At 44.8% G+C, this 12,858-nt stretch carries 10 protein-coding genes; 3 read left to right on the forward strand and 7 right to left on the reverse strand.

The window, feature by feature from the left end:
* Positions 1 to 10: 10 nt before the first annotated feature.
* The 3 genes from cpaB to J4N39_RS11705 are packed head-to-tail and all read right to left on the reverse strand — an operon-like array spanning position 11 to position 1,472.
* Positions 11 to 808, reverse strand: coding sequence for a Flp pilus assembly protein CpaB (cpaB, locus tag J4N39_RS11700; RefSeq protein WP_252019499.1), 798 nt, complete (start codon positions 806 to 808; stop codon positions 11 to 13).
* Positions 809 to 828: 20 nt separating this feature from the next.
* Positions 829 to 1,248, reverse strand: a complete 420-nt coding sequence (locus J4N39_RS23015) for a prepilin peptidase (RefSeq protein ID WP_353505597.1) — start codon at positions 1,246 to 1,248, stop codon at positions 829 to 831.
* An 8-nt stretch (positions 1,249 to 1,256) separates the two neighbouring features.
* Positions 1,257 to 1,472, reverse strand: a complete 216-nt coding sequence (locus J4N39_RS11705) for a Flp family type IVb pilin (protein WP_252023715.1) — start codon at positions 1,470 to 1,472, stop codon at positions 1,257 to 1,259.
* A 574-nt stretch (positions 1,473 to 2,046) separates the two neighbouring features.
* Between J4N39_RS11705 and J4N39_RS11710 the strand changes: the two genes are divergently transcribed.
* Positions 2,047 to 3,732 carry an AMP-binding protein gene (locus tag J4N39_RS11710; protein WP_252019503.1) on the forward strand — a complete coding sequence of 562 codons (1,686 nt, stop codon included), beginning with the start codon at positions 2,047 to 2,049 and terminating at the stop codon, positions 3,730 to 3,732.
* Positions 3,733 to 3,776: 44 nt separating this feature from the next.
* On the opposite strand, the gene J4N39_RS11715 is transcribed toward J4N39_RS11710, so the two are convergent.
* The gene (locus tag J4N39_RS11715; RefSeq protein ID WP_252019507.1) at positions 3,777 to 3,983 is read right to left on the reverse strand and encodes a DUF1127 domain-containing protein; all 207 of its coding nucleotides are present in this window, start codon (positions 3,981 to 3,983) and stop codon (positions 3,777 to 3,779) included.
* A 99-nt stretch (positions 3,984 to 4,082) separates the two neighbouring features.
* Here J4N39_RS11715 and J4N39_RS11720 point away from each other — a divergent pair, with 99 nt between their 5' ends.
* A complete protein-coding gene (locus J4N39_RS11720; protein WP_252019510.1) occupies positions 4,083 to 5,003 on the forward strand; it encodes a LysR substrate-binding domain-containing protein in 921 nt (306 codons plus the stop codon).
* 55 nt (positions 5,004 to 5,058) lie between these two features.
* On the opposite strand, the gene fusA is transcribed toward J4N39_RS11720, so the two are convergent.
* From fusA to radA, 3 genes are all read right to left on the reverse strand, one after another.
* Complete coding sequence (fusA, locus tag J4N39_RS11725; protein ID WP_252019514.1) at positions 5,059 to 7,146, reverse strand: elongation factor G; 2,088 nt, start codon at positions 7,144 to 7,146, stop codon at positions 5,059 to 5,061.
* A gap of 161 nt (positions 7,147 to 7,307) precedes the next feature.
* Positions 7,308 to 8,903, reverse strand: coding sequence for a diguanylate cyclase (locus tag J4N39_RS11730; protein WP_252019517.1), 1,596 nt, complete (start codon positions 8,901 to 8,903; stop codon positions 7,308 to 7,310).
* 86 nt (positions 8,904 to 8,989) lie between these two features.
* Positions 8,990 to 10,369, reverse strand: a complete 1,380-nt coding sequence (gene radA / locus J4N39_RS11735) for a DNA repair protein RadA (protein ID WP_252019520.1) — start codon at positions 10,367 to 10,369, stop codon at positions 8,990 to 8,992.
* Positions 10,370 to 10,504: 135 nt separating this feature from the next.
* On the opposite strand from radA, the gene J4N39_RS11740 reads away from it, so the two are divergent.
* Positions 10,505 to 12,853: a PilZ domain-containing protein gene (locus J4N39_RS11740; RefSeq protein WP_252019523.1), complete on the forward strand. Its 2,349-nt coding sequence runs from the start codon at positions 10,505 to 10,507 to the stop codon at positions 12,851 to 12,853.
* Positions 12,854 to 12,858: the final 5 nt, after the last annotated feature.

Consider the following 12,858-nt stretch of genomic DNA (forward strand, 5'->3'; position numbering starts at 1 on the left):
AAGTACTCCGTTACTGGATTGTTAGTTTTGATGCACGAAACTCTTTAATTGCACGGTAAGTTGGCAATACATCACCTGAGTCAGCTTGCAGCTGATCTGCTTGGTCTTTACCTATAGATTTATGTACTTCTAACTGTGCGATTGTTTTTGCGATTGATATTGTAGCGACCTGCTTTCGGGTAAGCTCTAAAATTAGTGTCGCTGTTGAAGAAACTGATTTTACGTCAGCGTCATCTCCTGCACTCTCTATTTTAAGTACTTTTGCAGCTATAATAACCGGAGATATTGAAACGCTTCGATAAGAGCCTACCTCAGTATCATTTGCCAGATTTTGTTGTATCGAGGACAATGCAACGACATCAATCAAATGCCCTGCTGATATAACCCCCCCTACAATTGATTCTGGTTGAACTACTAATGGATAAGGAACCATTCCGGGAGTAATAACCGCTTCGACATAGCCATCATCTTGCGGTAAAACAAAATCCCGACGACTCACCCAGTGGTCTTTATTGAGTGACTTTTTAGCCGCCATACCTTTATGAATTTCAAATGGTGTTTCTGGATTGTAACCACTCTTTATTGCTTCTGGCTCATCAACATCTATAGTAACTAAGTCTTCGCTAGTTATGATGTGCCCCTTCGTTATGTCCGAGGCTAGAATCTGAACGCTAACTTTGGGGATCTCTTTAGGTGGAGCTTGAACAACCTCTGTCTCTTTAGGCTTTCCTAGATAATTTCCTGATAAACCATAAAGAGCAGCACCAGTCGCTATCAAAGCGGTGGGTATCAATACTCGTAAACTCATAAAGTGCCTGCTTTACTCGATTATAAAGACGCAAGAATAGATATAAATCCACTTAAGCTGATAGAAACACCATAAGGCAATCCATGCTTTTTAATCCATTCTCTAGAACGCATCAAAGAATAGAAAAGCGCTAGTACCCCTCCGAACAACAATGTTAGCAGTAGATACGCTAGCCAGTGCCCGGGAGTGATGAGCGGAATTAACACGCTAAATAACTTTATGTCCCCACCCCCGAATACTTGGTGCAGACATAAACTTATCAAGATAAAACTAATAGGTGATGCAGCTAAGCTCAGCCAATGTCCCATGTAAACTGATGTCAGCAAGGATATGACTAAAAGTACAATCAAAACTGAATTATCTATGGTTCGATAAAAAACATCCCTAAAGGATAAAAAGGCTAAAATGGCAAACAAGATGCCAATTAGGATTAGCTGCATCAATAGTGTTAGTTTGTAGTACTATTTGCATCTGTAATATTAGACGTAATAGTATCCATCGCACTACTGATAGCATCTTCTAGAGTGCCACTGCTAAATAGTGCTAATACGATTGCAGAGATTGCCACACCAATGATTGCGTATTCAATCGCTGTTACTCCACGCTCGTCTTTTGCGACATTGTTTAAGCGTGCCCAAACACTAAAAAATAACTTAGTGAACATATTCATATCTAACTCCATGTATTAAATTCGATAACAAGTTTAGATTGTTACCACGACTTCTAACTAAAAAGTAGCTTGTCAGTAGGCATGCTTCAAGTAGGGTCTGAAGCAAAAAAATATTCAATACAATCATATCTTTGAATTATAAGTAAAAACAAACACCTAATTCAGTCTTATTATTCGTCAAAAAAAAAGTAATGTCTCACCTATGAAGCAAATTTGCTGCTAATGACTGCTTAATAACTTTTACGATCCGAAATATATAAATTTTCCATGGAGTAAATATTCTATTTTATGTTCATATTTGAGTGCTATTATTTTTGTTCAAAAAATAATAGTCGACTTTTCTCCCTATGGTTGATTTGCTGGTGATAAGCTTTGATTAACTAAGAATTTTCAGCCTTAACGGCTAATTCAACTTATTGCATTTGTTGTTTTATGATTAGGGACACCTCCTCCGACCACTCAAACTTGATTTGCATTAGTTGACGCCAACATGCTTCCCCACTTAACTTACATTAACAATGATAAAACAATTTAATAACAATCATTCAGTAGACATGGAGTCAACCCAATGAATCAGCCTCAGCCTACCTTAGCCCCTCAATGCACTTTGCCACCGCCTAATGAAATGATCCTTAAATGGGCACAGGAGCGCCCTAATGAGGTTTATCTAAAGCAAATCATTAACCGCCAGTTTGTGGAATACACCTTTGCTGAAGTTGCAGACAATGCGTTGAAGCTTGTTTCTGCTCTACGTGAACTTGGTGTCCAACCAGGGGATAAGGTTGCGCTAATCTCCAAAAACTGTGCTGAATGGTTCATGGTGGATTTGGCTTTGATGCTGGGTGATTACATCAGTGTACCGATCTTTCCGACAGCAGGTAGCGAGACAATAGAACACTGTGTGACACATAGTGAAAGTAAGGTGCTCATTGCGGGTAAGCTCGATGATTCTGCGGCGACAGCTGAGGTGATGGATAAGCTTGAGAGTCTCATCACTATCTCTTTGCCTTATGACTCAGCACCAGCATGCCAACACGAGTTTAAAAAGCTAATTGAGCAATCAGAGCCGAGTGACGAGCGTCCAGTGCATCACGATGACAAACTGATGTCTATTGTGTACACCTCTGGTACTTCTGGGTTACCAAAAGGTGCTATGTTGACTTACGGTGCTTTCAATTGGTCGGTACAGCGACTTATTGAGCATATCGGCATTCAAGGCAATGACCGTTTATTCTCATATTTGCCACTGGCGCATATCACCGAACGTGTTTACATCTTTGGTTCTTCTATCATGGGCGGAGTGCCTACAGCATTCCCTGAATCCCTAGATACTTTTATTGAAGACGTAAAAATGCAGCGACCAACGCTGTTCATCTCCGTGCCTCGTCTGTGGACACTGTTCCAGCAACGTATACTCGATAAATTGCCACAGAAGAAACTCGATATCTTACTTAAGATCCCGTTCGTTAACGGCATAATCAAGAAGAAGCTCGCCGATGGTCTAGGACTCAATCAAGCTAGGGTGCTTGGCTGTGGTTCTGCGCCAGTATCTCCTTCTCTTCTCGCTTGGTATCACTCTGTAGGACTCAATATTACCGAAGCCTGGGGTATGACCGAATCATTTGCCTATAGCACCCTCAACTACCCATTCCGTGCCGATAAAATCGGTTCTGTGGGCAACGCAGGGCCGGGCATTGAGCTTAAGATTGCACAGGATGAAGAGATCCTTGTTCGTGGCGGTGGTCTATTTGCGGGTTACTACAAAAACGATGAAGCAACAAAAGAAACATTCAATGAAGAAGGTTGGTTGCACACAGGCGACATTGGTAGCATCGACAATGATGGTTACCTAACCATCCAGGGTCGTAAAAAAGATACCTTCAAAACGGCTAAGGGTAAGTTTGTTGCACCAGTTCCTATTGAGAAAAAACTGTTTGAGTATAGCCGGGTCGAGATGATGTGTCTGATAGGCTCTGGTTTACCTGCGCCACTGTTATTGGTCGTTCCTCATGATTTCCCTAACTTCGATAAAGATCGCTATGAAAGAACAACCCACAAAGTAATCAAGCGTATGAATGAAGAACTGGAAGCCCATGAGAAGATCAAAGGCGTGTTAATGATCAAAGACCCGTGGAGCGTTGAGAACGGTATTTTAACCCCAACCCTAAAGATCAAGCGTCATGTGTTGGAGAAAAAATACCACGAAGTAGGTGCAAACTGGCCATCAGGCAAACTGGTGGTTTGGGAAGAGTAACCCACTAAGCATCCAACAAGCCTGCTGCACCTCAGCAGGCTTTTTTAGTGCCAAAAGCTACGCTTGACCTCAATATTTCTCTGCTCTTCTGTGATGCCAATATCATCAAGCAAATAGTCCGGCATATTCCTTAGTGCTAGGCGAGTTCGATAGTTCTGGCGCCATGTCTTAATTATCAATAAGCAATCCTTAACTAAGCCAAGTTTGGTGTGAGTCGCATTTTGCGGTTTATCTACGGTGATAACATTCATAAGCTCTCCTTGATCTCGTTAAATTACCTGGTTAATAATCGACCAAGCACTAACTCTCTTCAAACGATGCTTTTTGCTATTCAGTTAAGGAAAACTAAAGTGAAAGAACGTCTACCGCCATTGCAAGCTCTCTATTATTTTCATCTTGCCGCTCAAACCGGCAGCTTTAAGCAAGCCGCAAGTGAGCTGTTTGTATCTCCAGCAGCTATCAGCCAACAGATCCGCCAACTAGAAGAGTGGTTAAAGTGTGAGTTGTTTGTTCGCCAACACCGCAAAGTGGTGCTAACCAAAGAAGGGGAAGTGTTGTATCAGTCCACACAGAAAGGGTTTGTCGAAATCCAAAATGGTGTGCGCTTACTTAATCAAGACCCAGATCCTCAACGCTTATCCATTTCTACTCTGCCGTCATTTGCGCAACACTGGTTAGTACCAAGGCTACAAAGTTTTCGTCAGCAGTACCCTGATATCTCGATGCTGATCGAGCCTAAAAATAGTCTGGTCGATTTTCATGATTCGTCGGTCGATGTGTGTGTGCGATATGGAACTGGGGATTACGATGGGTTAGAGAGTGTGTGGTTAATGGATGAAATTCTCTACCCTGCTTGTCACCCTCTCTATAAAGAAAAGCATGGAATTGATGGGCTTGAAGACCTGCATAGAGTCGATCTCATTGAAGATTTCTGGCCAGATATGAACTGGGATATCTGGTTAGATGCTGCAGGTGTTCCTCCCGCCGCAGCCACTTTGAAGTATGCTGGTGCACATTTCGTATTAGAGGGCGCACTCGCCGTGCAGGGTGTTGCTTTAGTCCGCCATAGCCTCGCTCACCGCTATATTCAGGAGGGAAAACTAGAAATTATTGGCAACCTCGCCAACCATTCCAAATACAGCTATTTCTTATGCGCACCAGAAGGCTACTTAAAAAGAGATAAGCTAATCAAGTTTCGCTGCTGGTTAGAAGATGAAATAAAACTATTTGAACAAAGCCCAACAAAACCCTTAGATGTATTTAAGGTATAAAAAAACCGCTGGTTGACACCAGCGGTTTCTATCTTGCTAAGAGATGAAGTTTAAATTACTTCTTCGCTTCGCGCTCTTTAACTTCAGCGATAACTTGCTCAGCAACGTTTGCTGGACAAGCTGAGTAGTGTGCGAACTCCATAGAGAACTGACCACGGCCTGAAGTGATAGTACGTAGGTGACCGATGTAACCAAACATTTCTGATAGAGGTACGTCAGCTTTGATACGTACGCCAGTAGCACCAGCTTGTTGGTCTTTGATCATACCACGACGACGGTTAAGGTCACCGATTACGTCACCAACGTTGTCTTCTGGAGTGAACACGTCAACGTTCATGATTGGCTCAAGAAGCTGTGCACCCGCTTTAGGCATAGACTGACGGAATGCGCCTTTCGCTGCGATTTCAAATGCGATTGCAGATGAGTCAACTGCGTGGAAACCACCATCGAATAGCTCAACTTCAACGTCTAGCGTTGGGAAACCAGCAAGAACACCGTTCTCCATCATGCCTTCGAAGCCTTTCTCTACTGCAGGCCAGAATTCCTTAGGAACGTTACCGCCAACTACAGTTGAAGAGAATGTGAAGCCTGAGTTTGGCTCACCTGGCTTGATGCGGTAGTCGATCTTACCGAACTGACCAGAACCACCAGACTGCTTCTTGTGCGTGTAGCTATCTTCAATTTCTTGAGTGATAGTTTCACGGTAAGCTACCTGAGGTTGACCTACTTCTAGCTCTACGCCGTATGTACGCTTAAGGATGTCTACCTTGATGTCTAGGTGAAGTTCACCCATACCTTTCAGGATAGTTTCGCCTGAATCTTCGTCAGTCTCAACTTGGAAAGATGGATCTTCTGCAACCATCTTACCGATAGCGATACCCATCTTCTCAGTAGAACCTTTATCTTTAGGCGCTACAGCGATAGAGATTACTGGTTCTGGGAAGATCATTGGCTCAAGAGTACACTCGTGCTTAGGATCACATAGAGTGTGACCAGTTTGAACGTTCTTCATACCAACAACTGCGATGATGTCACCAGCTTGAGCTTCAGTTAGCTCGTTACGGTCATCAGCTTGCATCTCAACCATACGGCCGATACGCTCAGTTTTGCCAGTAGCAGCGTTAAGAATAGTGTCACCTTTCTTCATAACACCAGAGTAGATACGGATGAACGTTAGAGCACCGAAACGGTCGTCCATGATCTTAAACGCTAGAGCACGTAGTGGCTCGTCTGCAGAAACAGTTGCAACTTCACCAGTTGGCTCACCAGTTTCTTTGTCAGTTAGCGGCTGTGGATCTACTTCTGTTGGAGAAGGTAGGTAATCAACAACTGCGTCTAGTACTAGCTGAACACCTTTGTTCTTGAACGCTGAACCACAGTAAGTTGGGAAGAACGCTAGGTCACGAGTACCTTTACGGATACAACGCTTGATGTCTTCTAGCGAAGGCTCTTCACCTTCCATGTAAGCTTCCATTAGGTCATCGTCTTGCTCTACAGCAGTCTCGATTAGCTCTTCACGGTAAGCTTCAACGTCGTCAACCATGTCAGCTGGGATGTCTTGGATTTCGTAGTTTTCTGGAAGACCTGAGTCATCCCATACGAATGCTTTACGGCTTAGTAGGTCTACAACACCAACGAAGTCATCTTCGCGGCCGATTGGTAGAACCATTACTAGTGGGTTTGCAGCAAGAACGTTCTTCACTTGGTCAACAACGTTGTAGAAGTCTGCACCCATACGGTCTAGTTTGTTAACGAAAATGATACGAGATACTTCAGATTCGTTCGCGTAACGCCAGTTAGTTTCTGACTGAGGCTCAACACCACCAGAACCACAGAATACACCGATACCGCCATCAAGAACTTTAAGAGAACGGTATACTTCAACTGTGAAGTCAACGTGTCCAGGAGTATCGATAACGTTTAGACGGTGGTCGTTCCAGAAACAGCTAACTGCTGCAGACTGGATTGTAATACCACGCTCAGCTTCCTGCTCCATGAAGTCAGTAGTTGATTCACCATCGTGAACTTCACCAGTCTTGTGGATTTGACCAGTAAGCTTAAGGATACGTTCAGTAGTTGTGGTTTTACCCGCATCTACGTGCGCGAAAATACCAATATTTCTGTATTTCGATAAATCAGTCATCGTCTTACTCTATTAATAGGATATAAAATGCGCGCAGAGTATATCACAATCTGTCAAGACTGATACCCTTGTGCGCCATTCGCCAAAAAAAAGTTTTGTACCAAGTCAGTAAAGCCTATCGTGACATGAGATGCAAAGCGATATTTTTTACTTTGCGCCACCTAGATCTCCATTACTGCACTCTTTTTACTCTTTTTATGCAGGTACATATTGTGATCTGCTCGCTGCACGACAGCCTGCTTGTCATCGCCATGAGCAAATGAAGCCATGCCAAAACTGACCCCAACAAACCCCTTCAGCTTTTGTTTCAGTATTTTTTCAACATCGAGTATTTTTTGTACCACTTGCTCCTGCTCAGCGCTATTCAAAATAATGCCAAATTCGTCCCCAGAGATACGAAATAACTGGCTGCTGGCTGGCAACTTGTCACTAAGATTGGTCGCAAACAGTTTGAGCAATTGATCCCCGACTTCGTGACCAAACTCATCATTACACTGCTTCAACCCATCAAGATCCGCATAAACAAACGACTCTTTAGCACTGACAATTTCAAGCCGTTTATGCATCGCATAGCGATTGGGTAGCTGGGTTAACGGATCAGTTTGCGCAACCTTCAACATCTGTTTGGCCTTAACTAACGCCTGATTGCGTTCACTTTCTAACTGTCCCATCTGATAGGCAATGACAAAGGAGAGCAAAAGCACCTCACACGCCACTGCCAGTAGACCAATGTGCGACATGTATATGGTGTGTAAGCTCGCTATTTGTTCTTGTGTGATTGCTACCATCGCCAGTATGAAAAAGCCTATATTTGCCAATAGATATAGCCTTGCAATAGTATCTCCACGCCAGCTCATCACAGCGCCAGCCACCAGCCCGAAACTTATGAATACTCCCACTGATAGCCGATTCATCTCATTTTGGTAGTTGGGGTAAAACAGGGCTAAAACGATAAAAGCCACAAACATGGCAATGATTGCAAAGCCTGAGAACCACAACATCGGCTGCGCTTTACGAGTGATCTTCAGCAACATAAAGACAAACAAAATATAAGCGATGTTGGAGAAGAAGATCGGCCAACTAGCCCCACCAAACCATTGAATGCCAAACAACTGATGCATCGCTTGTAAGCTGGTAGCGTTAAATAGCAAGTTTCCCAAAATGAAGATAGCGTAGCTAAAATCAACCAAACTTTTGCGAGCAGCTGACAGCACTAAATAGTAAAAGAATAGACCGACAAATATGCCCAACCCACACAAGGTGATGGCATTGCCCATGCGAATATCTAAACTGTATTGAGCTTTAGGGAGCACAAACGGCGTTGGTGGAGCGATGTTGAACTGAGATTCTTGTACGGTCACCAGCTGATAGTCACCCTCTTCAAGGTAAACCGAAGTACCATGACGCAGGAAGAATTCGTTAGGTTCGGTAGAACCAATCCCCCCCCCAGAGCTTAAAATGAGGCGGTTATTTTTATCATACAAGTAGTGTTGATAACGACCAATGAGTGCAGAGTTTCGAAAGTCGATGACATGCTCACCAAAGTAATGGACTCTGAAAGCAAGCTGGCTAACTTGCACCCCTCCCGTCAATTGAAATTCATCGATAGGCTTCAAGCTGTCAAAGTCTCGCCCACTCCAGCTTAACGCATCGCCTTGAAACCATCGAAAAGAGAGTTGTGATACATCGGGGTCTTGTTCTGCTATCGCTACGAACGAGGTTAAGAAAAGACTGATCAGCAAAATCCATTTTGCCATACTGACGTCGCCTGCTTAAAAATCACACAACTGCTAGTATGCAACAAGTCAATAACGATTCTCAATCACAAGTATGTATAAAAGTGTCACAGCTCATCAAATGCGCTGATCGCCTCACTGAGTTTTTTAACACCATGAATTTGCATACCTTGTATGCCCTCTTTAGGCATATTGGCCGCAGGAACGATGGCTTTGGTAAATCCATGTTTAAACGCTTCCATCAATCGCTCTTGACCACTTGGTACTGGGCGGATTTCACCTGCTAGGCCAACTTCACCGAAAATGACGACATCTTTCGGTAGCGCTCGGTCTCTAAAGCTTGATAGTAAAGCCATGATAAGCGCTAAGTCCGCACTGGTTTCAGTGACCTTTACCCCGCCCACAACATTAACAAATACATCTTGGTCAGCCATTTGAAGACCGCCATGTTTGTGTAAAACCGCCAATAGCAAAGACAATCGGTTTTGCTCCAAACCAACTGCAACACGTCTTGGATTAGCCAGTTGCGAGTAATCGACTAAAGCTTGGATCTCAACCAACAAAGGACGAGTCCCTTCCCAAACTACCATCACAGAACTACCTGACGTTTCTTCCTCACCACGAGACAAGAAGATAGCTGATGGGTTGCTTACCTCACGCAAACCTTGGCCTGTCATGGCAAATACCCCAAGCTCATTCACCGCACCAAAGCGGTTTTTATGGCTACGTAGGGTTCTAAAACGGCTATCAGTTCCGCCATCAAGTAACACGGAACAGTCAATGATATGCTCCAATACTTTAGGGCCGGCCAATGTGCCATCTTTAGTCACGTGACCCACGATAAAAACGGCGACATTATTTTGTTTTGCGTATCTCGTTAATGCCGTAGCGGCTTCACGCACCTGAGCCACACTGCCCGGTGAGGACTGAACGTCGGAAACATGCATAACTTGAATCGAGTCAATTACCATGATCCGCGGCTGCTCTTTCTCCGCCACCTGACAAATCTTGTCAACGTTGGTCTCAGAGAGCATTTTTAAATGCTCCTTAGGCAGCCCTAAACGAGATGCTCGCATCGCCACTTGCTGAAGAGATTCTTCACCCGTGACATACAGAGTTTTCATTTGCGAGGAAAGCCAGCACATGGTTTGCAGCAACAACGTAGATTTACCCGCACCTGGGCTACCACCTATAAGGATGGCTGCACCGGGAACAACACCGCCACCCAAAACACGGTCCAACTCTTTGAAACCACTAGTGAAACGAGGAACCTCTTGCAGATCAATTTCTGATAAAGTTTGAACCTGTGACTCCCCTGCTCCTCCAGCGTAACCAGATAGTCTTTCGTTTCGGGCTACCGTTGGAGATGCCGCTAGTCGGATCTCAGAAATCGTATTCCATGCCCCACAGGCATTGCACTGTCCTTGCCAGCGTGGAAAATCTGCGCCACAATCGTTGCACACGTACGCTCGTTTTGCTTTCGCCATTTGACTTCACTTCTTCTAAACTTCTAATTGAGTTGGAAATTCTTCCCTTGGCGGAGCTGTAAATTACTCAAAACACACTAAAGGATCGTGTGTCGCCGCCGATAACCCCTTAAGGATAAGTACTCTAACAGAAACATGGAACAGGCAGAAATTCTCTCAATCGTTGAGCGGCTCATTCCCGCATACAACTCAGACGACTTTGAACAGGTACTCACTCAAGTTACAGAGGGAGAAGGCCCGTCTGCGCGTTTGATTGTCAAAATGGAACTCAAACGAGTAATGACACCTTGCAGCAAGTCCATCGATTTGCGAGGAAGAGTTCAAGGAGAATGCCGAGAATACAAACTGGATGGCATCCGCCACTGGTTAGATGATGTTGCTATCAATGCGTACCATAAAAAAGTCAAACGTTACGGTGGCTACACCGAAGGTGTCTGGGAAGCCTTAATTAACACCCGCAATAGCAATCGAGTATTGAACCAGCGCCGCTCCAACATGCCGTACAGCATTACCGACCCTGAAAGTCCGTTTGAAGCAGAAATGGTACGCTTAGGCTATGACCTACGGCGTCAAGAAAACCGCTTACGTGTGGCAAGCCAAGTCGATATCACCTTAGGCAATGGTCAATTGATCCATGGAGTGAGTGTCGACCTCTCTAGCAGCGGTGCGAAGTTTAAGGTCCCGAGCGCTTTTGATTACAAGCTGGGGGAAGTGCTACAAGTTAGCTTTACCCAAATATCTACCGAGCTACAAGACCCTGATCTTGCCGAACACGTAGAGTACCGAATTCTCGGGGTCGACGACTGCTATGAAAACAGTGCGGTTCGCTGGTTACGCCTCAAGCTGCTCTCCGATACCGACATTATTACTCGAGCAATCAATCAGTTTCTTGAAGGCGATTCAAAACGTGCCAAACGAGCGAAGCACGATAACCAAGACCATATCATTCGCGCAAAAGCTCGGGGCTACGAACACTGCTATCTGCGCCATACTAGTCACTTGCCACTATTTTTTAGTGGCACCAGTCTGCGCTATGCACTGCTGACTGATGCGAATCACGGTTTGTGGGAATATTGGCATGACGAGCGTAACCAACAAACATTTGGTTCCCTGTTCACCAAAGAGCGTATGGCTCCGTTGACGCAACCGGGGATGAAAGGCAGTAACAATTTCATCTACACCTTTACCCATGCACACCAAGACAAAAAGCTCTTTTACAGCATGATGCTGCCTGAAGCGAGACGTGACCAACGCCAACTGTTTTGGCATGTCGGCGCTCGTCGTCCGAGCTGGCGAGTCTATCGCTTACATATGTTTGAGCTTAATAACGATGAAATTGCGCATCTGCTTGACGTAGCCCCTGAGATGAAAGAGACGCTTAATACCCTAACTCATATCGGTATTTTGCAAGAGATCAGCAATGATGAACACAGCCACGACTACTTGCTGACCGAAAAACCGACGCTTCCAAGCGCTGAGCTAAACCCATTCCGTCACTCACGTAATATTGTTGGGCAGCCACAAGGTGTGTACTTCGATACCAGCTCTCGTCGCAGTGAGCCACGCTTTTATTTCGAATCACCAGTTCAGGTCACTGTGGGTGGTAAGTCGGCGAAAGGTCGAACACGCAACTTTTCAACTCGTGGCATCATGGTTGAGCTAGAGTCTCCCATCGTCGCCAAAGCTGAAGACGATCTTAGTATCAACTTCCTTGAGCTTAAACGCTACGATGAATCGGTACCGCTTGATCAAGCGCCTTATACTATTGTTCGTGTTAGCCCTGACGGTAAGGTTATTCAAGCCAAGATCACCGAGAACCCGGCAGCCAACCGCTGTATGAGCTTTCTTAAGCGCTTGATTAACCACAATCAGTCCAAGCTGACCCAAGATGAAGAGTCACTGCCTTCAGCTGAGCTGCTGAGCACGATGCACCATCTGTTGTTAGGACGTATGATCAGTTTGCCGTTCTACATTGAAAAGAAAGACAACATGCTTCAACCCCGCTCTGTCGGCGTCAATTACCCACTACACCCACTGGCTAAGCTGTTTCAGTCGTTGGGTCACAGCGGAAAGATGTCGCTTGAGCCTGTCTTTAAAGGGCGCACCAGCACTTTACTAGCCACCCCAATGAGACCAATTGAAGGCAGTGCCCCTCAATTTCACGACATGTACATCAGTGTTGTGGTTAACGGTAAACAAATTGAAGCGATCCGCTCCAAGCTGCTGAGTGACTTTGAATCGATTGATGACCGAATCAAGTTTGTTAAAAACGCCAAAGCCAAAGGACAATTTTACGCTTTGCGCATCTCAGGAATGCCCATCTTTGAGTCGACAACTAACCTACTCAAAGAAGAGCTGAGTACCTTAGCAAAAGCGACGTTGCATCATGCGCGTATCCTGGAAAAGGAATTCACTAGTTTGGTGGGATATGGTGAGCTAGTCGATATTACCGATGAAGTATTGGTTCGACTCGAGCTCACCTAATTGGG

The sequence above is a fragment of the Vibrio sp. SCSIO 43136 genome, from assembly GCF_023716565.1.
Classification (GTDB): Bacteria; Pseudomonadota; Gammaproteobacteria; order Enterobacterales; family Vibrionaceae; genus Vibrio.

Coding starts and splice junctions, on each gene's coding strand:
- cpaB (WP_252019499.1), bottom strand. CDS start 808: ATGAGTTTACGAGTATTGATACCCACCGCTTTGATAGCGACTGGTGCT.
- J4N39_RS23015 (WP_353505597.1), bottom strand. CDS start 1,248: ATGCAGCTAATCCTAATTGGCATCTTGTTTGCCATTTTAGCCTTTTTA.
- J4N39_RS11705 (WP_252023715.1), bottom strand. CDS start 1,472: ATGTTCACTAAGTTATTTTTTAGTGTTTGGGCACGCTTAAACAATGTC.
- J4N39_RS11710 (WP_252019503.1), top strand. CDS start 2,047: ATGAATCAGCCTCAGCCTACCTTAGCCCCTCAATGCACTTTGCCACCG.
- J4N39_RS11715 (WP_252019507.1), bottom strand. CDS start 3,983: ATGAATGTTATCACCGTAGATAAACCGCAAAATGCGACTCACACCAAA.
- fusA (WP_252019514.1), bottom strand. CDS start 7,146: ATGACTGATTTATCGAAATACAGAAATATTGGTATTTTCGCGCACGTA.
- J4N39_RS11730 (WP_252019517.1), bottom strand. CDS start 8,903: ATGGCAAAATGGATTTTGCTGATCAGTCTTTTCTTAACCTCGTTCGTA.
- radA (WP_252019520.1), bottom strand. CDS start 10,369: ATGGCGAAAGCAAAACGAGCGTACGTGTGCAACGATTGTGGCGCAGAT.
- J4N39_RS11740 (WP_252019523.1), top strand. CDS start 10,505: ATGGAACAGGCAGAAATTCTCTCAATCGTTGAGCGGCTCATTCCCGCA.